The organism is Aliishimia ponticola (assembly GCF_004803475.1).
Taxonomy (GTDB): Bacteria; Pseudomonadota; Alphaproteobacteria; order Rhodobacterales; family Rhodobacteraceae; genus Aliishimia; species Aliishimia ponticola.
In genome coordinates this window covers 446445-466768 of sequence record NZ_SRKY01000002.1, presented here as the reverse complement: position 1 = coordinate 466768, position 20324 = coordinate 446445, and the positions used below count along the sequence as shown (strand labels likewise).

Here is a 20324-nt window from a genome sequence, read left to right as displayed (position 1 = left end):
TGCGGCATGCAGGAAACCGACCTTTACCCGCCCATCAAGACACTGCTGGAATCGCAGGGCTATACCGTCAAGTCCGAGATCGGCGCGGCGGATGTCGTTGCCCGGCGCGGGGCGGAGCCGCCGGTGATCGTGGAACTCAAGCTGGGGTTTTCCCTGACGCTATTTCATCAGGCCGTCGCCCGCCTGGCAGTGGCAGAGGAAGTCTATATCGCCGTCGCCCACCGGCCCGGCAAACGCTTTGCCCAGTCGGTCAAAGCCAATGTCAAACTGGCCCGCAGGCTTGGGCTGGGCGTCATGACGGTGCGCCTGTCCGATGGGCTGGTTTCCGTCCATTGCGACCCCGGCCCCTATGCCCCGCGCAAATCGAAGACGCGGCAGGCACGGCTGTTACGCGAATTCGCGAAACGGCAGGGCGATCCCAATGCGGGTGGGCAGATCCGTCAGGGCCTTGTTACAGCCTATCGGCAAGACGCCCTGAAGCTCGCGCTGTTCCTTTTCGAGAACGGGGCCAGCAAAGGCGCAGAGGTCGCCCGCGCGACCAAGGTGGAACATGCCACGCGGATGATGCGGGAAAACCATTACGGCTGGTTCGAAAAGGTCGACACTGGCGTTTACGGGCTTAGCCCCGCAGGGGCGCAGGCGGCGGGACAGGCCGGTGAAGTCCTGGGAAGCTAGCAGGCCCGCATCATCCGGGCTGGCCGATCAGAACGGCTGACGAGCCAGCGTGAACCCCTCTGCCGCCAAGAGGTTGAGCAATCCGGCCTCTCCCGCCAGATGCCCCGCCCCGGAGGCGATGACCGTCACGCCATCCGGCGCGGCAAGGATACGGTCCATCCAACTGAGGTTACGTTGATCAATCGCAATCCCGAGGAATTCGTCGATCTGCCCTTCCAGTTCCGCCGCGGGCATGTCCGCATGCCACCGCGCGGTAATATAGGTCAGTGCGAAAATCTCCGAAGCACGCTCTTCGAAATAAGCGTTCATCAGCGTGGCCATGGCGTTTTCGGCCATGTCATCGGGCAGAACGCCGAATTTCAGGTATTCGACCTGCTTTTCAAGCGGCTCCTGACCGAACAGGCGAAACAGCGTATCATAGGGTTCCAACGCTTGCTGCGGCAGGTCGATCTGCCGCGCGTATTCCATCAGCATGTGGTCCAAACCGCGCCCTTCGTCGCGCATCTGTTCGATCACGCAAGCGGGCATGGACAGGGTCAGCGACAGATACCAAGGCTGGAATTTCGCGGCCATGATCGGCGGAATTCCACGAGAGCGCGCAGCCGCGGCAAGCTCTTGCCAACTGGCGTCGTCCAGCAACTCCGGCAATGTGGGGCCAGTGGTCAGGAACAGCAGTTCCGGGCGCGTGCCAACGGCATGTTCCAGCTTTGCCTCTTCCTCGGCGGTCATCTCGACCATCAACAGATCCGCCCGGTCGAGAACGGGTTTCAGCCGCTCCATCACCGCATCAAGGCGCGGGTCCGCGATATGAACCGTGCCCACCAGATGCAGCACCTTGTCGCCGCGCGTCGCGGTCCAGTAATTGCCCTCTGGATAAGGGATATCCGACAACCGCCGCGCCAGTTCCGCGGCCTCATCCGACGTCAGCCTGGTTCTGTCGTCCACCCCCTCGCATGCCGCGTTGGCAACAAGGGGCAGCAGGGAAAACGCGAGGGCGGAACAAAGCATCTTGAACATGGCGAAACTGCTAGCGCGCCTTCGCAAGTCCTGCAATGCCAGCGCCCCGCCCGCCCTGCATTTTTGGTGCACTTTTTTCCGGGCACGCCTGTTGACTCACTTGAGCGACTTGCCTATCTCCGCGTCGTTAGCACTCGACGAGCCTGAGTGCTAATGGCCCCTTGAGCCGGGGCCCAAGGGAGTAACTTTGAGCCAAGGAGCTACAAAGATGGCATTCAAACCACTTCATGACCGGGTGCTGGTGCGCCGCGTCGAGAGCGACGAAAAAACTTCTGGCGGGTTGATCATCCCCGATAGCGCCAAGGAAAAGCCGGCCGAAGGTCTGGTTGTGTCCGTGGGCGCAGGCACACGTGACGATGACGGCGAGCGCATCGCACTGGACGTCAAAGAGGGCGACAAGATCCTGTTTGGCAAATGGTCCGGCACCGAGATTTCGATCGACGGTGAAGAGCTGCTGATCATGAAAGAAAGCGACATCCTGGGCATCCTGTCCTGAGCCACGCGCTTAGGCGGCGGGGTGATCCCCGCTGAATGACCCTGAAACCCATTCCATAGATTGGAGACAGACAATGGCTGCAAAAGACGTCAAGTTTGACACCGACGCCCGCAACCGCATGCTGAAAGGCGTGAACATTCTCGCCAATGCGGTTAAAGTCACCCTCGGCCCCAAAGGCCGCAACGTCGTGCTCGACAAATCCTTCGGCGCACCGCGCATCACCAAGGACGGTGTGTCGGTGGCGAAGGAAATCGAACTGGAAGACAAGTTCGAGAACATGGGCGCGCAAATGGTGAAGGAAGTTGCTTCCCGCACCAATGACGAAGCCGGTGACGGCACCACCACAGCGACCGTTCTGGCACAAGCCATCGTTAAAGAAGGCATGAAGTCGGTTGCTGCTGGCATGAACCCGATGGACCTCAAGCGCGGCATCGACCTGGCGACTGCGAAAGTCGTCGAAGCGATCAAAGCGGCGGCACGCGAAGTCAGCGACAGCGCGGAAGTTGCACAGGTCGGCACGATCTCTGCCAACGGCGAAGCTGAAATCGGCCAGCAAATCGCAGACGCGATGCAGAAAGTCGGCAACGAGGGTGTCATCACCGTCGAAGAAAACAAAGGTCTGGAAACAGAAACCGATGTTGTCGAAGGTATGCAGTTCGACCGTGGCTACCTGAGCCCCTACTTCGTGACCAACGCAGACAAGATGACCGCAGAACTCGAAGACTGCATGATCCTGCTGCACGAGAAGAAACTGTCCTCCCTGCAGCCGATGGTTCCGCTGTTGGAGCAAGTGATCCAGTCGCAAAAGCCGCTGCTGATCATTGCGGAAGACGTTGAAGGCGAAGCGCTGGCGACCCTCGTGGTCAACAAACTGCGCGGCGGCCTGAAAATCGCAGCTGTCAAGGCACCGGGCTTCGGCGACCGCCGCAAAGCCATGCTGCAGGACATCGCGATCCTGACCGGTGGTCAGGTGATCTCCGAAGATCTGGGCATGAAGCTGGAAAACGTGACCATGGACATGCTGGGCACCGCCAAGCGCGTCGCGATCACGAAAGACGAGACAACCGTGATCGACGGTGCCGGCGAGAAAGCCGAAATCGAAGCACGTGTGTCCCAAATCCGCACGCAGATCGAAGAAACCACGTCCGACTACGACCGTGAGAAGCTGCAAGAGCGCGTTGCCAAACTGGCAGGCGGTGTTGCTGTCATCCGCGTCGGCGGCATGACCGAAGTCGAAGTGAAAGAGCGCAAAGACCGCGTTGACGATGCCCTGAACGCGACCCGCGCGGCCGTGCAAGAAGGTATCGTTGTCGGTGGCGGCGTTGCCCTGATCCAAGGCGGCAAATCGCTGGACGGTCTGGAAGGCGCGAACAACGACCAGAACGTCGGTATCTCCATCGTGCGCAAGGCACTGGAAGCACCGCTGCGTCAGATCGCAGAGAACGCAGGCGTCGACGGTTCCGTCGTTGCAGGCAAGATCCGCGAAAGCGACGACGTCAAGTTCGGCTTCAACGCGCAAACCGAAGAATATGGCGACATGTTCAAATTCGGCGTGATCGACCCGGCGAAGGTCGTGCGCACCGCGCTGCAAGACGCCGCATCGGTTGCTGGTCTGCTGATCACCACCGAAGCGATGGTCGCTGACCTGCCCGCCAAAGAAGGCGCACCGGCAGCTGGCGGCATGCCCGACATGGGCGGCATGGGCGGCATGATGTAAATCGGCCCGACCGATCGAAAACGGCAAAGGCCCCCTCGGGGGCCTTTGTTGCGTTTGGGGGCAGCGCATCGGCGCGCCACGGGGCAAGCACGGGGCGAGCACGGGGCAAGGTCACGGTTGCGTCATGTCCAAACCGGCGGGCGGCGCGTGCATGGACAGGGCCTGCTGCCTCTGTCAGTGTCGCGCCATGATAAAGCCCGCCCTTCAGACATTGATCGCTTGTGCCGTTGCGCTGGCTCCGCTGCCGGTTGCAGCGTCCGAGTCCTGCGCCACAGACGCGATGCTGGTCTTCGACGGGTCCGGGTCGATGGCAGAGATGGGGTTCAACCTGCTGGACGCGCCCCGCATCGTCGAAGCACGCGAAGCCGTCCGCCGCGCCATGCCCTTCATCGCCCCGGTGCGGCGCGTTGGGCTGATTATCTATGGCCCCGGCGGGACCGGAGGGCCGGACGGCGCTTGCAACAATGTCGATCTGCGCTTCCCCCCCCTGCCCGATGCGGGCGATCGGATCAGATCGGAAATCGACGCGCTCCAACCGCTGGGAGAGACCCCGCTGACCGATGCCGTGCGCAGCGCCGCCGAGCAACTGGACTATCGCAACAAACCTGGGCTGATCGTGCTGGTCACCGATGGCAAGGAAACCTGCGGCGGCGCGCCGTGCCACTTGGCCGGACAACTGGCCGCCGAAGGCTATGACCTGACCGTGCATGTGATCGGCTTTCGCGTGCGCGACGATCATTTCTCGTGGGATCAGGTCGGCAAATCCGGTCCGCGCACCACCGTTGCCGAATGCCTGCCCGCCGCAAATGGTGGGCGCTATGTCCCGGCCGAATCCGTCGAGGAACTGGCACAGGCGCTCGAGGACACACTGGGCTGCCAGCATCTGAGTCACCGCCAAACACCACAACGAAAGGCCGGCTAGTGCGCCTGATCCTTCTGACTGCGCTGACCATGGTCGCGTTTGCGCTCAATTCCGTCTTGAACCGGGCTGCGGTCGATGGTGGTCACGCCACCGCTGCCGGCTTCGCCATCGTCCGGGTGTTCGCGGGCGTGGTGATCCTGACGGTGCTAGTCCGCCTGCGCGCTGGCGGCATGGATCTGGGCAACCGAACGCGCTGGATGGGCGCGCTTGCGCTTGCCGCCTATATGATCGGGTTTTCCCTGGCCTATGTGACGCTTGATGCGGGTCTGGGCGCGTTGATCCTGTTCGGCACCGTGCAGATCGCGCTCTTTCTCCACACCGCCCTGACCGGAGCCGCCCCGACAGCGCGACAAATCTTTGGGGCGGCGCTGGCCTTTGTCGGACTGTCGCTGGCGCTTTGGCCGGAACAGGGCGCAGAGGCAGGCTCCGCGCAGGGAGCTGTGCTGATGGTCGTGGCCGGGATGGGTTGGGCCGCCTATACCGTTGCAGGGCGCGGCGCGGCGGACCCATTGGCCGCGACAGCCACGCATTTCCTGTTGTGCCTGCCGCTGGTGCTGCTTCTGTTCCTCGTGGCCCCTGTGCACCTGACCGCAACCGGCTGGGCGCTCGCCATTCTGGGCGGCGCGGTGACATCCGGGCTGGGATATGCGCTGTGGTACCACGTGCTGCCCGCCCTGCCCGGCGCAAGCGCGGCGGTGGTGCAACTCAGCGTGCCGGTGATCGCCATCATCCTTGGTGCGTTGATCCTGTCGGAACCTATCGCCCTGCGCACGGCCCTTGCTGCGGCGCTGGTTCTGGGCGGGATCGGCTTTGCCCTCACACGCGGTGTCAGCGCACCAGCGGCTCCAGCGCGTCGTAAGTGATCGCATCCGGGGCGCCAAAAGCCACATCCGGCAGGCTGTCCGGTTTGTAGCGCAGCTTGGTCAGTTCCGCGCGTGTCACCCAGTGGCGTTCCGTCACCACTCCTTCGGGGTCAACCCACCCCGGATCGACCGTGCCGCGAATGACGCTGCAACGGAAGTAGATATCGACCTGATGAAAGTCGCTGCCCGGCGCGTGGAATTCGTTCACAAGGCAAACCGCCCCCACGGCAATCTCCAGCCCGGTTTCCTCGCGCACCTCCCGTTTGAGGTTATCCGGCAGCGATGCGTGCAAATCCACCCCGCCCCCCGGCGCGCAAAGAAGGTCCGACCGCCCGCCGCCCCACGCATTGACCAGCAGCAAGCGCCCATCTTGCACGATGATGGCCCGCACAGCGACCCGAGGTCTTTTTTCCAGCTTATCGGTCATTGGGGCTTCCTTGGCAGGCGGAAACATATATCTCAAGCATCATGTTACGCGCGCTGATCCTTTTGCTGATCTGGTTATTGCCCGCGGCGGTGAGTGCCGCCGGGCCGGAGCGCTGCGTGGTGTTGCTGCATGGGCTGGCACGCACCGAGGCCAGCTTCCTGCTGATGGAAGAGGCGCTGACCGCCGAGGGCTGGCGCGTGGTGCGGCCCGGCTATGCCTCGACCGAAGATCCGGTCGGCACGCTAGCGCGGGAAACCATCCCCGACGCGATCGACAGTTGCGGCACGCAGAAGGTGGATTTCGTGACCCATTCGATGGGCGGCATCCTGCTGCGGCAATATGTGCGCGAACGCGGGGCGGACCGGGTTGGCCGCGCGGTCATGCTTGGCCCGCCCAATCAAGGCAGCGAACTGGTGGACGAGCTCAAGGATTTCCCCGGGTTCGAGTGGATCAATGGCCCCGCAGGCATGCAGCTTGGCACCGGCCCGAACAGCCTGCCCCGCAACCTTCCTGGCGTGGCCTTCGAACTGGGTGTCATCGCTGGCAACCAATCGCTGAACCCGATCTATTCCAGTCTTCTGCCCGGCCCCGATGATGGCAAAGTGTCCGTCTCTGCGACACGGGTGCCGGGGATGCGCGACCACCTCGTGCTGCCAGTCACCCATACGTTCATGATGAACAACCCCTGGGTCATCGGACAAACGCTGTCCTTTCTGAAAACCGGACGCTTTGATCGCGACATGGGTTGGGTCGAGGCGCTGCTGGCCGGGTTCGGCTGCCCGGACGGAACCTGTTGGAGCCTGCCTGATGTTGGACGTTGAATTCACCGGCGCGTCGGTCCTGCGACCAGACGGGCTGAGCGAAGACCCGATCGCGATTGCCGAGGGCACGGTCGCGTCAAAAGCGGCCCGCCAAGTGGACCTGAGCGGCTATAGGATCCTGCCCGGCATTATCGACGTGCATGGCGACGGCTTTGAACGGCATGTGGCCCCCCGGCGCGGCGCGATGAAGGATATCGGGGAAGGCATCCTTGCAGCCGAAGCCGAGATCGCCGCCAACGGGATCACGACCGGCGTGATGGCGCAGTTCATCAGCTGGGAAGGCGGGCTGCGCGGCCCGGAATTTGGCGCGGACGTGTTCTGTGCCATCCGCGACGCACGGACCGTGACCGATCTGATCCCGCAGGCACGCTTCGAAACGCATCTCTTGGATCTATACGCGGATTTCCCTGCGCAACTTGCGGCATGGAAAGTCCCCTATGTCGTCTTCAATGACCATCTGCCCCATGATCGGCTTGCCGCGGGCAAGACGCCCAAACAGATGACAGGACAAGCGCTCAAGGCAGGTCGCAGCCCGGAAAACCACCACACGCTGCTGAAACAGCTTCACGCCGCCTCTCCCCAAGTGCCCGCCGCGCTGGACGCGCTATGTGCAAGGCTTGGTGCGGACGGGCTGCGTATGGGCAGCCATGATGACAGCACCGCCGAACAGCGCGCTACGTGGCGCAAGCGCGGCGTGCAGATCACGGAATTTCCCGAAACCGTCGAAGCGGCAGAGGCCAGCGACCTGATCGTTCTGGGCGCGCCCAATCTCGTGCGCGGCGGCTCGCACAAGGGCAATGTGTCGGCGCTTGATCTGGTGATGATGGGGCTGTGCGACGCGCTCGCCTCTGACTACCATTACCCCAGCCCGCGCCGCGCGGCGTTGTTTCTGGCGCGGACAATGGGGCTGGAGTCCGCGTGGAAGCTGGTTTCCGAAGGTCCGGCGCGGGTTCTTGGCCTGACCGACCGGGGCCAGTTGGCCGAAGGGCTGCGCGCGGACCTGACCATTCTGGACGCAGATAACCGTGTCGCTGCCACGATCAGTGGCGGCCGCGTCAGTTATCTGACCGGAGACATCGCCAACCGCCTGCTGGCCGCCTGACCCCAGTACATCAGGACGCGGCCATCGCCCCGCCCCGGCCCAAAAGCGCGCTCCACGCGGCGACGACCTCTGCCGGATGGGAAATCGGCGCCATGTGGCCCGCGCCCGCAATTTCCACCTGATTGGCGTTCGGCAAACGCCGTGCAAGGCCGGAATTGGTCGCCTTGACCAGCTCTGGCGACGTCGCCCCGTGGATCAGCAAAGACGGCATCGCGACCCGATCCAGCCGCGCCATCAGGTTTGCGCTATCGTCACACAGCAGATCGACCGTGCTCGGAACGACATGGATCGCGCGCGTCATGGCCTGCCGCACCTGTTCCGGCATCTGCGGCCAGCGCGGTCCGGCATCGCTCCATTGGCGATTGAAAAGCCGTGCGGCCTCTTCGAACCGCCCTTCGGCGCAATGGCCCATGACCTCCCCCATCGGGGTGTCGTGCCCGGCGCGGGTGGATGGATTCTCCAGGAACCCGACATGGAAGAACACGGGCTCAACCATCGTGAGGCTGCGCACCAGGTCGGGCCGCTCCACCGCGAGCCTAAGCGCCGTTACCCCCCCGAAAGAGTGGCCGATGACATCCATCGGCTCGGTGAGACAGGACAGCGACGCGGCAAACACCGTGTCGCCGAAACTGCTGTGCCCATCCCAATCGGCGCTTTGCCCGTGGCTTGGCATATCCGGAGCGATCAGCGTCAGGCGATCACCGATCCGCGCGGCGACCCCCTTCCATGCGCCGGAGAACGCCAAGGTACAATGAAGCGCCAGCGCCTTGCGCGGCCCCTGCCCCAACTCGGCGACATGCGGAACGAATCCGGGCTGCGGCGTCACAGGTCACCTGCAAGATACGCATCCAGATCGTCCAGCCGATCCTGACCCCAGAACATCGTGCCATCGTCCAGCACATAGAATGGCGCGCCGAACACGCCCTTGTTCACCGCTTCTTCCAGATTGGCCGCGTATTGTTCAGCCCCGGCCAAAAGGCCCCGATCCGCGATCCCGGCATCGAAGCCGGCCTGTTCAAGACAGTCACGCACAACGCTATCCTCGGCGATATCCTTCTCTTCGGCCCAGGACGCCCGCAGGATCGAATGAACCAGTCTGCCAAGATCGCCGCCGCCCTCTTGCTGCGCCGCAATGATGGCATAAGCGGACGGCGCCGCATTTGTCGGCCAATGCGCGGGTTTCAGGTTCAGCGGCAGCCCTGCCTTCTTCGCAGCGCGGGGAAGCTCTTGCGCGCGATAGGCCATCCGGCTGGGGTGCCGATCCTTGGGCAGTGTGCCCCCCGTGCGTGTGAACAGCGCCCCAATGTCCAACGGCTTATAGGTAATCGACGCGCCGTGCTTGGCCGCGATCTCTTCCAACCGCGTGCCCGTAAGATAGGCGTAAGGCGACAGTGTCGCGAAATAGTAGTCGATATGTGCCATGAAGCCTTCCTTCCAATCCTTTATCTTTGCCGGACGGTAAGCGCGTGCTAAGCGGTGTCAACCTTAACGAATCTGTCATAATTCGTCGCTGCTTCAGGGGGATCTGCATGCCTAACCAGTCCGAGCCTAAACTCATGGCCGGCAACGCCAACAAAACGTTGGCCAAAGCCATTGCTCGCAGAATGACGATGTTGCGCGGGATGCCGACAAACCTTGTCGATGCACGGGTCGAACGGTTCAACGACGGCGAGATCTTCGTAGAAGTCTTCGAGAACGTCCGGGGCGAGGATATGTTCATCCTGCAACCGACATCGAACCCCGCCAATGACAACCTGATGGAACTGCTGATCATGGCCGACGCGCTGCGCCGGTCATCCGCCGCACGCATTACTGCAGTGATCCCCTATTTCGGCTATGCCCGGCAAGACCGTCGGACCAAGGCCCGCACGCCGATCTCCGCGAAACTGGTCGCCAACATGCTGGTTGGTTCAGGGATCGAACGCGTCCTGACCATGGATTTGCACGCGGCGCAGATCCAGGGCTTCTTCGACATCCCGGTCGATAACCTCTACGCCTCGCCGGTCTTTGCCCTCGACATCATGGATCAGTTCAAAGGCAAACTGGACCAATTGATGGTCGTGTCGCCGGATGTCGGTGGCGTGGCGCGCGCAAGGGAACTGGCCAAGCGGATCAACTCGCCCCTGTCGATCGTGGATAAGCGCCGCGAAAAACCGGGCGAAGTGGCCGAAATGACCGTGATCGGCGACGTCAAAGGCAAAACCTGTCTGATCGTCGATGACATGTGCGACACCGCCGGAACACTGTGCAAGGCGGCGCAGGTTCTGATGGATAACGGCGCGAAGGAAGTCCACTCCTACATCACGCATGGTGTCATGTCCGGCCCGGCCGTTGAACGTGTCACCAACTCCGTCATGAAGTCCTTGGTGATCACCGACACGATCCAGCCCACCAAGGCGATTTTGGCGGCCAAGAATATCCGGGTCGTGCCAACTGCGCCGATTTTCACCCAGGCAATTCTGAACATCTGGAACGGCACATCGGTGAGTTCGCTGTTCGATGCAGATACTCTGACCCCCATCTACGACGGCCTTTACGCCGCCGAATAACAACAAGGAGCGCCGTTTCCGGCGCATTCCTGCGGCGCTTGCAGCGCCGATGCTATATGGGGGGCTCTGCCCCCGTCTCGTTCCGAGACTCCCCCGAAGTATTTCAAAACAAGCGAAGCAGAGGACGGTTTTGTAGGTGACCGTCCCCTGCTTGCCTGAAAGCGCGTCTGCGCTTCGCCCGTTACGGCCATCGGCGCTTCCGCCTGTTCCGCGCGGGTAGTATCATGAAATGGGGTAAACAAAGTCTTTCCGCTTGTGCATTCGCCTGTTCAAATACACTTTCGGGGGACCCTCGCGCAGCGAGGTGGGGGCAGACAGCCCCCTCAAGAATAGGCGCTGCAAGCGCCGCACGAATGCGCCGGCACGGCGCGCATTTTTGTCAGTAAAGATCCCAGTCATCGGCTTGGCGGAGTTCGCCGATCGCAAGCCAGCCCGCGCGGAGGCGCGCGACGCGGGTATCGCCCCAAGTCCGAAACACCATATCAAACCCTTCATTCGTGATCGCTTCGGCCTGCAAGTCACCCCGAATGACCGCTGCATTGTCGATGTCCCACATGGAGAGAGTCAGGTGCACGGTCGGGGCTGCGCGGAACGGTTCCGAAAAGTTGATCCGCAGCAGGCGTTCGCGCTGCCCGTTCCCGGTCCACATCTCGCCATCCGTTTCAAAGTCCGAAAACAGGACTGCGTTGCCCTGATCAATGCCAATCAAATGGTTGCGTAAGCGCTTCATGTTCGTTTGCGTATCAAAAAATTCGGCCCACGCAAAGCAACGCTGGAATGGCGCGCGAGGGGTCCACGAAAAAGGCCCGCATGCGTGTCGCATCCGGGCCCTTATTCAGTCATGTCAGACGATCTCAGAGATTCGGCTGTTTCGGATCAAGGCCGATTTCACCGCCCATTGCGACCATGTCGGCCAGCAGCTTGGCGGCATCGTCGACAAGGCCCGGCTCGTTCTCGGACGTGTCTTTCGCCTTGTCATAAACGGCCTGAGCGGATGCCAGCATTTTGTCCAGATCGTCCTGGGTCATGTCGCCGCGCGCCACAGCCAGCTCTGCCAGAACGGTCACGCTTTCGGCGTTGATCTCTGCAAAACCACCGGACACCACGTATTCTTCTGTGCCGTTGCTGGTGTCCACTTTGAGGATACCGGGGCGCAGGGTTGTGATCGTCGGCGCGTGGCTTGCCATCACGGTCATGTCGCCCTCGGCGCCGGGGACGGTAATCGCCTGTGCGTCAACGGAAGCCAGACGCCGCTCCGGGCTCACGAGGTCGAAATGGAGTGTGTCTGCCATCAGGCTGTCTCCTTGTCAGTCCGCCGCAAGCCCTGCTGTCTTGGCAAAGCCGCGGCGGTACGCTTGAGGGTCCGGATCAGGCTGCGTCCGCAGCCATTTTCTCGGCTTTGGCGATCACTTCGTCGATGTCGCCGACCATGTAGAACGCGCCTTCCGGCAGGTGGTCATACTCACCCGCAACCACGGCCTTGAAGGAGGCAATGGTTTTTTCCAGCGGAACCTGAACGCCGTCGGAGCCGGTGAACACTTTCGCCACGTCGAACGGTTGGCTGAGGAAACGCTGGATTTTCCGGGCACGTGCCACGGTCAGCTTGTCCTCTTCCGACAGTTCGTCCATCCCGAGGATCGCGATGATGTCTTGCAGCGACTTGTAGCGTTGCAGGATGTTCTGAACATCCATCGCCACTTTGTAGTGCTCTTCACCAACGATTGCCGGGTCCATCAGGCGCGACGTGGAGTCGAGCGGGTCCACAGCCGGGTAGATGCCCAGCTCGGAGATGGCACGCGACAGAACGGTCGTAGCGTCGAGGTGCGCAAAGGTTGTTGCCGGAGCGGGGTCGGTCAGGTCGTCCGCAGGCACGTACACGGCCTGGATCGAGGTGATCGAGCCGCCTTTGGTGGAGGTAATGCGTTCCTGCATCGCGCCCATATCCGTTGCCAGTGTCGGCTGGTAGCCCACAGCGGAAGGAATACGGCCAAGCAGAGCGGACACTTCGGAACCGGCCTGCGTGAAGCGGAAGATGTTGTCCACGAAGAACAGAACGTCGGTGCCGGACGCATCGCGGAACTGCTCCGCCAGTGTCAGGCCGGTCAGGGCAACACGCGCACGCGCTCCCGGAGGCTCGTTCATCTGACCGTAAACCAGCGCAACCTGAGAATCTTCGAGGTTGTCCGGCTTGATCACGTTGGATTCGATCATCTCGTGGTAAAGGTCGTTGCCCTCACGTGTCCGTTCACCAACACCCGCGAACACGGAATAGCCCGAGTGCACTTTTGCGATGTTGTTGATCAGTTCCATGATGAGAACGGTCTTGCCCACGCCGGCACCGCCGAAGAGGCCAATCTTACCGCCCTTGGCGTAGGGGGCCAGCAGGTCAACAACCTTGATGCCCGTCACCAGAACTTCGGATTCGGTGGACTGCTCGGAGAATTCCGGAGCCGGCTGGTGGATCGCGCGCTTTTCAGATGCGTTGACCGGGCCACCTTCGTCAACGGGCTCACCCACGACGTTCAGAATACGGCCCAGAGTTGCCGGACCCACCGGCACCTGGATCGGGCCGTCTGTGTCGGTCACGACCTGACCGCGAACCAGACCCTCCGTGGAGTCCATCGCGATCGTGCGCACGGTGTTTTCACCGAGGTGCTGAGCAACTTCCAGCACAAGGCGGTTGCCATTGTTGTCGGTTTCCAGCGCGTTCAGAATTTCCGGCAGGTGGTCGTCGAACTGCACGTCTACGACGGCGCCGATCACCTGCGTGATTTTGCCTTTTGCATTGGCCATTGGTTACGTCTCCGGTCTCTCTTACAGCGCTTCCGCGCCGGAAATGATTTCAATCAGCTCGTTGGTGATCACAGCCTGACGCGAGCGGTTATACTCGATCGTCAGCTTTTCGATCATGTCGCCAGCGTTGCGCGTTGCGTTGTCCATCGCGGACATCCGTGCGCCCTGCTCGGATGCGCTGTTTTCCAGCAGCCCCGAGAAGATGGCCGTGGCCACGCCGCGCGGCAGAAGATCCGCAAGGATGCGCTCTTCGTCCGGCTCGTAGTCATAGCCCACGCTTTGATCACCGTCTTCGGCTTGCGCACCCTCGAACGATGCAGGGATGACCTGCTGCGCTGTCGGGATCTGCGTGACGACGTTCTGGAACTTCGAGTAGAAGATCGTGCAAACGTCGAATTCGCCCGCGTCGAAACGGCTGAGCACGTCCTGGGCCACGCCCTGCGCATCGCTGTAGCCGATGTTCTTGACGCCGCTCAGATCGACATGACCAACAAACTGGTCACCGAAATCCCGCTTCAGGTTGTCACGGCCTTTTTTGCCGACGGTCAGGATCTTGACCGTCTTGCCATGCGCCAGAAGGTCCGTCGCGTGGTTCCGGGCAAGCTTTGCGATATTGGCGTTGAAACCACCGCAAAGGCCACGCTCTGCGGTCATGACGACCAGCAGATGCACGTCTTCCTTGCCGGTCCCGCGCAACAGGAGCGGAGCGGATTCGCTGCCCGCGACAGAGGCGGTCAGCCCGGCCATCACCGAATTGAAGCGCTCCGCATAGGGGCGCGACATTTCGGCAGCTTCCTGTGCCCGCCGCAGTTTCGCGGCGGCCACCATCTGCATGGCCTTCGTGATCTTCCGCGTGGATTTCACGCTTTCGATCCGGTTTTTAAGGTCCTTCAGAGAAGGCATGCGCCCACCCCCTTACGCGAAATCTGTGGCGAACTCGTCCAGAGCGGCCCGGATTTTATCCTCGGCCTCGCCTTTGATTTTCGGATCTTCCTTGGTGATCCAGTCCAGCAGGTCCTGGTGCTTGCCGCGCAGATGCGCCAGCATGCCTGCCTCGAAGCGACCCACGTCCTTCACGGCGACCTTGTCGAGATAGCCATTCACACCCGCGAAGATCACGCAGACGATTTCCGCGTTGGTCAGCGGCGCGTATTGCGGCTGCTTCATCAACTCGGTCAGACGTGCGCCACGGTTCAGCAGCTGCTGAGTGGCGGCATCAAGGTCGGACCCGAACTGGGCGAAGGCCGCCATCTCGCGATACTGCGCGAGGGACAGCTTCACCGGACCAGCGACGGATTTCATCGCGTTGGTCTGGGCCGAGGAGCCAACCCGTGACACCGACAGACCGGTGTTCACAGCAGGGCGGATACCTTGGTAGAACAGTTCCGTTTCAAGGAAGATCTGGCCGTCGGTGATCGAGATCACGTTGGTCGGAATAAACGCCGAAACGTCGCCCCCTTGGGTTTCGATGATCGGCAGCGCCGTCAGCGACCCTGCGCCATTGTCTTCGTTCAGCTTCGCGGAACGCTCCAGCAGGCGTGAGTGGAGGTAGAAAACGTCACCCGGATACGCTTCACGACCGGGCGGACGACGCAGCAGCAGGGACATCTGGCGATAAGCAACAGCCTGCTTGGACAGGTCATCATAGATGATCAGCGCGTGGCGGCCATTGTCGCGGAAGTACTCGGCCATCGCTGTCGCGGCATAGGGCGCAAGGAACTGAAGCGGTGCCGGCTCGGACGCGGTTGCGGCCACGACGATGGAGTAATCGATCGCGCCGGTTTCTTCGAGACGCTTCACCAGCTGTGCAACGGTGGAACGCTTCTGACCAACCGCGACGTAGATGCAGTAGAGCTTCTTGCTCTCATCATCGCCCGCAGCGTCGTTGTAGGATTTCTGGTTCAGGATCGCGTCCAGAGCCACGGCGGTTTTACCGGTCTGACGGTCACCAATGATCAGCTCGCGCTGGCCACGGCCGATCGGGATCATCGCGTCAACGGCTTTCAGGCCGGTCGCCATCGGCTCGTGAACGGATTTACGCGGGATGATGCCCGGCGCCTTGACGTCCGCGACGCGGCGCTCTTTCGCGTTGATCGGGCCCTTGCCGTCCAGCGGGTTGCCCAGACCGTCAACAACGCGGCCCAGCAGCTCTTCGCCGGCGGGAACGTCCACGATGGAGTTCGTGCGCTTGACGGTGTCGCCTTCTTTGATGTCACGGTCGGTGCCGAAGATCACGACGCCGACATTGTCGCTTTCCAGGTTCAGGGCCATGCCCATGATACCACCGGGGAATTCGACCATCTCACCGGCCTGCACGTTATCCAGACCATGGATACGGGCAATCCCGTCACCCACGCTGAGCACGCGACCGACTTCAGCAACTTCGGCTTCCTGACCGAAATTCTTGATCTGGTCCTTCAGGATCGCAGAAATCTCTGCTGCTTGGATACCCATTTATCCGACCTCTTTCATTGTATTCTGGAGAGAAGCGAGCTTCGAACGGATCGACGTGTCGATCATCTTGGAGCCCACTTTTACGATAAGTCCGCCGATGATGCTCTCATCGACAGTGGCATTGATCGTGACATCCTTGCCGAGACGATCCTTGAGGGACTTGGCGAGCTTGTCCGACTGCGTCTTGGTCAGGGCTTTCGCACTGACGACCTCCGCAGTCACCTCGCCTTTATCCTCAGCGATCTGCTCGCGCAGAGCCGTCAGCAGTTGCGGCAACACGAAGAGGCGGCGCTTGGACGCCATCAATGCCAACGTGTTGGACATGATGGTCGACAGACCCATTTTCGACGCCAGCGCGGAAATCGCGGCGCCTTGCTCTTCGCGTGAGTAGATCGGAGACCCGATCAGGTTGTTGAAATCACCGCTCTCGGCCAGCGCACCAGACAGCGCGTCGAGATCGGATTCGATGGCCGCGACGGAATTGTCGTCCTTGGCCAGATCATACACGGCAGTGGCGTAGCGGGCAGCAATGCCAAAGGAAATCGAAGCTGGTTCGGACACATCCATCCCTTCATAGCTTTGCCCCGGTTTTCGGTCGCAACTGCGCCCGCCGGGGTCGTTCCCAGCAACAGGTGTTAGTCCCCGTCGCAAATCACGGGCGGCATAGCAGAGCCTTTTCGCGCTCGCAACATAGGAAATTCTGGCGCGAATTTTCGCTTTGTTAACGATTTCAGCAACTTGCCCCAAGGTGCGACGGATTGGACCATTGTAAAGGTGACAAAAACACCGCGCTTTGCGGCCAATAGCGCGCGAGTCACACGCGCTAAAGCCGAATTTGTGCGGTCGCGGCGCCCTCCGCCAGACGGCCCCGACTGGACCCGGCTGGAATCGCGGGGCACCTCAAACCGGGTCAGACGCCGAAAATCGTCGCCCCGTTTTCCGCCGCTCCGACCGCCGCGCGGAACGGCGCGAAAAGTTCGCGGCCAACGCCGGTGTGATAGGCGGACAGATCGGCCGTTGCGACCTCGCGCGTGCTCAGATCCACGTCCAGCACCTCCAGCGTCCCGGCTTCGGCATCCAGCCGCACGATGTCGCCGTCACGCAGCCGCGCAATCGGGCCACCATCCAGTGCCTCGGGGCAGACGTGAATGGCCGCAGGCACCTTGCCAGACGCGCCAGACATGCGCCCGTCCGTCACCAGCGCCACCTTCTGGCCCCGCCCCTGCATCACGCTCAGCATCGGGGTCAGCGAGTGCAGTTCGGGCATCCCGTTCGCCTTCGGCCCCTGAAACCGGACCACAACGATGACATCGCCGGTAAATTCGCCCGCCTTGAACGCGGCTTTTGCCTCATCCTGATCGTGGAAGATGCGCACCGGCGCCTCGACGACGCGGTGTTCTTCCTTCACGGCAGAGACCTTGATCACGCCGGTCCCGAAATTACCGGACAACCGCTTGAGACCGCCCGTCGGCTGGAAAGGCGAAGACGCCGGGCGCAGGATCTTGTCGTTCAGCGTGTCCGCCGCGCCATCTTCCCAGGTCAGCGCGCCATCCTTCAGCTTCGGTTCTTGCGTATAGCGTTTCAGCCCCGTGCCCGCGACGGTGCGCGTGTCGTCATGCAGCAGGCCCACCTCCAGCAATTCGCCCATCATGTAGCCAAGACCGCCCGCCGCGTGGAAGTGGTTCACATCGGCCAGACCGTTGGGATAGACGCGCGCCAGCAACGGCGTGACTTCGGACAAATCGGCGAAATCTTCCCAATCCAGCACGATGCCCCCGGCCCGCGCCATGGCGATCAGGTGAATCAGCAGGTTGGTGGAGCCGCCAGAGGCGTGCAGCCCGACGATCCCGTTGGCGAACGCCTTTTCATCGAGGATATCGCAAACCGGCGTATAGTCATTGCCCAGCGCGGACAGAGACAGCGCCCGCCGCGCGCCCTCTTCGGTCAGGGCCGTGCGCAGATCGGTGCCCGGATTGACAAAGCTGGCCCCCGGCAGGTGCAGGCCCATGAACTCCATCAGCATCTGGTTGGTATTGGCCGTGCCGTAGAATGTGCAGGTGCCAGGGCCGTGATAGGCGGCCATCTCCGCCTCCATCAGCTTGTCGCGCCCGACCTCGCCCGCAGCGAATTGCTGCCGAACCTTGGCTTTTTCATCATTGGACAGGCCGCTGGTCATCGGGCCTGCCGGCAAGAACACCACCGGCAAATGGCCAAAGGCCTGCGCCGCGATCACGAGGCCCGGAACGATCTTGTCGCACACGCCAAGGAAAACCGCCGCGTCGAACACGTTATGGCTGAGCGCGACCGCCGTCGACAATGCAATGGCATCGCGCGAGAACAGCGACAATTCCATGCCAGCCTCGCCTTGCGTTACGCCATCGCACATGGCCGGAACCCCGCCCGCGACCTGCGCCGTGCCGCCCACCTTGCGCACCGCCTCGCGGATCTGCGCCGGGTAGGTTTCGAACGGCTGGTGCGCTGAAAGCATGTCGTTATAGGCGGTCACGATCCCCAGATTACCCGCCGATTTCGTGGCGAGCGCGGACTGATCTTCGCCCGCCGCCGCATAGGCATGGGCCTGACCGCTGCAGGACAGGTGCGCCCGCGCCGGTCCATCCGATGCGGCCTTGCGCATCCGCTCTAGGTAGACGCTGCGCGTGGGCTTGCTGCGTTCGATGATCCGGTCAGTGACTTTTTCGAGCGTTGCGTTGAGTGGCATGACGGCCCCCATATGAGGTGAAGTGTGTTAGCGATAACATTACACGGGTTCTTACCGATATTCAAACCGTGGCAATCGGCGGCCCGCACGGGTCAGCCCGCAGGGCCCGCCACCGGCTTGGAGATGCCTTCCAGCACAGGGATGCCTTGGCGTTGCGGCTTGCGCTGCGTGTTGCCCTTGGGCGGATAGACCCGCTTTGACGCCTCGACGATAAAGACGCCGCCCACGATGAAGGCTGGCATGGTGCGCCCCACCTTCTCAAGCAGTTTCGCGGATTTCATCCAGATACGCCGATGCGACGGAAATTGATACAGCGCGCCCAAATGCCTTTCAGGCAGAAACTGGTGCTTTCTAAGCTGCGTCTCAAGCTGGCTCGACGAATAGGGGTGCCCATAGCCAAAGGGCGTCGCGTCCCGGCGCGACCACAATCCGGCCCGGTTGGGCACGATGAACAGCGCCTTTCCGCCCGGCCCAAGGACTCGCCATGCTTCTTCCAGCAGCGCGCTGGGATGTTCAGATGTCTCGAGCCCGTGCATCATGATCAGCCGGTCCACATGCCCGGTTTCAAGCGGCCAGCGGGTTTCTTCGCACAGGACGGACACATTGGGCATGTTGTTCGGCCACGGCATCACCCCTTGCGGCCCCGGCATCAGCGCAACAACGCGGCGCGCGTCCTGCAAATAAGGGCGCAGCAGCGGCACGGAAAACCCATACCCCACCAGCGTCTGGCCCGTTACCTCTGGCCACAGGCTCGCCACCCGCTCGCGCAGGCTGTTTTGCACAGCACGGCCCAGCGCATGGCGGTAATAGAAATTTCGCAGATCCTGCACGTCCAGATGCAAGGCTCCGGTCTCCTGTGGCTTGTCATTGGCGCGTCCCAACGCCACTCTTCAATTGCAGTGTATCAAGCAAAAGACAAATGACCATGCCCCTGGAAATCGTGACCATCCCCTGCCTTGAAGACAATTACGCCTTTCTCGCCCATGATCCAGCCACGGGCAGCACCAGCCTGATCGACGTGCCGGAGGCAGCACCGATCCTTGCGGCCCTGCGCAGCCGCGACTGGACGCTGGACCAGATCCTGATCACGCATCACCACTGGGATCACATCGCCGGGCTGGATGACGTGCTGAAAGTGCATAAAGCGAAAGTGGTCGGCGCTCGGGCCGATATGGGGCGCCTGCCGCCGCTTGGCCAGATGGTGGAGGAAGGCGATACCGTAACCATCGGCGACGAACGCGGAACCGTCATCGACGTGTCCGGTCACACGGTGGGGCATGTGGCGTTCCACTTCCCCGACTCGCACGCCGTTTTCACCGCAGACAGCCTGATGGCCCTGGGCTGTGGCCGCGTCTTCGAAGGCACGAAACCGCAAATGTGGGAAAGCCTGTGCAAGCTCGCCGCGCTGCCGCCGGAGACGATGATCTATTCCGGCCACGAATATACCGAGGCGAATGCGAAGTTCGCGCTTAGCATCGACCCGGACAACGCGGCCTTGCAAAAACGCGCCGCGACCATATCTGAACTGCGTAGCCGCGAGGAACCGACCGTGCCCTCGCTTCTTTCTGAAGAACTTGAAACCAACCCTTTCCTGCGTGCGGACGTTCCCGCGCTTGCCGAGAATATCGGCTTTAAAGGGGCGCCCGCAGTCGATGTCTTTACCGAAATCCGCACCCGGAAAGACAATTTCTGATTGAAAATAACGGCTCAGGTTTCAGGCACTGATGGGAAAAGTGAGCAGTTGTGCAAAAGAAAAACCTTGAAGCTGC

The 20324-nt window shown here is 61.9% G+C and carries 21 protein-coding genes; 9 read left to right on the top strand and 12 right to left on the bottom strand.

Going from position 1 to position 20324, the window contains the following annotated elements; all coding sequences use genetic code 11:
• Window positions 1-6 precede the first annotated feature (6 nt).
• Window positions 7-675, top strand: coding sequence for a DUF2161 domain-containing phosphodiesterase (locus tag E4Z66_RS08610; protein ID WP_136462589.1), 669 nt, complete (start codon window positions 7-9; stop codon window positions 673-675).
• 27 nt (window positions 676-702) lie between these two features.
• On the opposite strand, the gene E4Z66_RS08605 is transcribed toward E4Z66_RS08610, so the two are convergent.
• Window positions 703-1692, bottom strand: coding sequence for a TraB/GumN family protein (locus tag E4Z66_RS08605; RefSeq protein ID WP_136462588.1), 990 nt, complete (start codon window positions 1690-1692; stop codon window positions 703-705).
• A gap of 208 nt (window positions 1693-1900) precedes the next feature.
• On the opposite strand from E4Z66_RS08605, the gene E4Z66_RS08600 reads away from it, so the two are divergent.
• The 4 genes from E4Z66_RS08600 to E4Z66_RS08585 all read left to right on the top strand — a co-directional run bounded on the left by E4Z66_RS08600 (window position 1901) and on the right by E4Z66_RS08585 (window position 5690).
• A complete protein-coding gene (locus E4Z66_RS08600) occupies window positions 1901-2188 on the top strand; it encodes a co-chaperone GroES (protein WP_136462587.1) in 288 nt (95 codons plus the stop codon).
• 73 nt (window positions 2189-2261) lie between these two features.
• Window positions 2262-3905 (top strand): chaperonin GroEL, encoded by a 1644-nt coding sequence (gene groL, locus E4Z66_RS08595; protein ID WP_136462586.1) that lies wholly within the window; start codon window positions 2262-2264, stop codon window positions 3903-3905.
• 187 nt (window positions 3906-4092) lie between these two features.
• Window positions 4093-4827, top strand: a complete 735-nt coding sequence (locus E4Z66_RS08590; protein WP_136462585.1) for a vWA domain-containing protein — start codon at window positions 4093-4095, stop codon at window positions 4825-4827.
• Window positions 4827-5690, top strand: coding sequence for a DMT family transporter (locus tag E4Z66_RS08585; protein WP_136462584.1), 864 nt, complete (start codon window positions 4827-4829; stop codon window positions 5688-5690). The genes E4Z66_RS08590 and E4Z66_RS08585 overlap by 1 nt, the downstream gene beginning before the upstream one ends.
• Here the strand turns inward: E4Z66_RS08585 and E4Z66_RS08580 are convergent.
• Complete coding sequence (locus E4Z66_RS08580) at window positions 5656-6117, bottom strand: NUDIX domain-containing protein (RefSeq protein WP_136462583.1); 462 nt, start codon at window positions 6115-6117, stop codon at window positions 5656-5658. The two genes, E4Z66_RS08585 and E4Z66_RS08580, sit on opposite strands and share 35 nt — an antisense overlap.
• A gap of 41 nt (window positions 6118-6158) precedes the next feature.
• Between E4Z66_RS08580 and E4Z66_RS08575 the strand changes: the two genes are divergently transcribed.
• Window positions 6159-6938 carry an esterase/lipase family protein gene (locus E4Z66_RS08575; protein WP_136462582.1) on the top strand — a complete coding sequence of 260 codons (780 nt, stop codon included), beginning with the start codon at window positions 6159-6161 and terminating at the stop codon, window positions 6936-6938.
• Window positions 6925-8040, top strand: a complete 1116-nt coding sequence (locus tag E4Z66_RS08570) for an alpha-D-ribose 1-methylphosphonate 5-triphosphate diphosphatase (protein ID WP_136462581.1) — start codon at window positions 6925-6927, stop codon at window positions 8038-8040. The genes E4Z66_RS08575 and E4Z66_RS08570 overlap by 14 nt, the downstream gene beginning before the upstream one ends.
• 10 nt (window positions 8041-8050) lie before the next feature.
• Here the strand turns inward: E4Z66_RS08570 and E4Z66_RS08565 are convergent, their stop codons facing one another.
• Window positions 8051-8866 carry an alpha/beta fold hydrolase gene (locus tag E4Z66_RS08565; protein ID WP_136462580.1) on the bottom strand — a complete coding sequence of 272 codons (816 nt, stop codon included), beginning with the start codon at window positions 8864-8866 and terminating at the stop codon, window positions 8051-8053.
• A complete protein-coding gene (locus E4Z66_RS08560) occupies window positions 8863-9462 on the bottom strand; it encodes a 2-hydroxychromene-2-carboxylate isomerase (protein WP_136462579.1) in 600 nt (199 codons plus the stop codon). The genes E4Z66_RS08565 and E4Z66_RS08560 overlap by 4 nt, the downstream gene beginning before the upstream one ends.
• Window positions 9463-9569: 107 nt before the next feature.
• Here E4Z66_RS08560 and E4Z66_RS08555 point away from each other — a divergent pair, with 107 nt between their 5' ends.
• Window positions 9570-10589: a ribose-phosphate pyrophosphokinase gene (locus E4Z66_RS08555; RefSeq protein ID WP_136462578.1), complete on the top strand. Its 1020-nt coding sequence runs from the start codon at window positions 9570-9572 to the stop codon at window positions 10587-10589.
• 379 nt (window positions 10590-10968) lie between these two features.
• Here E4Z66_RS08555 and E4Z66_RS08550 read toward each other — a convergent pair whose 3' ends face one another.
• From E4Z66_RS08550 to E4Z66_RS08515, 8 genes are all read right to left on the bottom strand, one after another.
• Window positions 10969-11319, bottom strand: coding sequence for an H-type lectin domain-containing protein (locus E4Z66_RS08550; protein ID WP_136462577.1), 351 nt, complete (start codon window positions 11317-11319; stop codon window positions 10969-10971).
• 124 nt (window positions 11320-11443) lie between these two features.
• Window positions 11444-11881, bottom strand: coding sequence for a F0F1 ATP synthase subunit epsilon (locus E4Z66_RS08545; protein WP_136462576.1), 438 nt, complete (start codon window positions 11879-11881; stop codon window positions 11444-11446).
• 76 nt (window positions 11882-11957) lie between these two features.
• The gene (gene atpD, locus E4Z66_RS08540; protein ID WP_136462575.1) at window positions 11958-13382 is read right to left on the bottom strand and encodes a F0F1 ATP synthase subunit beta; all 1425 of its coding nucleotides are present in this window, start codon (window positions 13380-13382) and stop codon (window positions 11958-11960) included.
• A gap of 21 nt (window positions 13383-13403) precedes the next feature.
• The gene (locus E4Z66_RS08535) at window positions 13404-14285 is read right to left on the bottom strand and encodes a F0F1 ATP synthase subunit gamma (RefSeq protein ID WP_136462574.1); all 882 of its coding nucleotides are present in this window, start codon (window positions 14283-14285) and stop codon (window positions 13404-13406) included.
• Window positions 14286-14297: 12 nt separating this feature from the next.
• Window positions 14298-15836 (bottom strand): F0F1 ATP synthase subunit alpha, encoded by a 1539-nt coding sequence (gene atpA, locus E4Z66_RS08530; protein ID WP_136462573.1) that lies wholly within the window; start codon window positions 15834-15836, stop codon window positions 14298-14300.
• The gene (locus E4Z66_RS08525; RefSeq protein WP_136462572.1) at window positions 15837-16397 is read right to left on the bottom strand and encodes a F0F1 ATP synthase subunit delta; all 561 of its coding nucleotides are present in this window, start codon (window positions 16395-16397) and stop codon (window positions 15837-15839) included.
• A gap of 349 nt (window positions 16398-16746) precedes the next feature.
• Window positions 16747-18555 (bottom strand): phosphogluconate dehydratase, encoded by a 1809-nt coding sequence (edd, locus tag E4Z66_RS08520; protein WP_136462571.1) that lies wholly within the window; start codon window positions 18553-18555, stop codon window positions 16747-16749.
• A 92-nt stretch (window positions 18556-18647) separates the two neighbouring features.
• The gene (locus E4Z66_RS08515; protein WP_136463067.1) at window positions 18648-19397 is read right to left on the bottom strand and encodes a class I SAM-dependent methyltransferase; all 750 of its coding nucleotides are present in this window, start codon (window positions 19395-19397) and stop codon (window positions 18648-18650) included.
• 77 nt (window positions 19398-19474) lie between these two features.
• Between E4Z66_RS08515 and gloB the strand changes: the two genes are divergently transcribed.
• Window positions 19475-20248, top strand: a complete 774-nt coding sequence (gene gloB, locus E4Z66_RS08510; protein WP_136462570.1) for a hydroxyacylglutathione hydrolase — start codon at window positions 19475-19477, stop codon at window positions 20246-20248.
• Window positions 20249-20324: the final 76 nt, after the last annotated feature.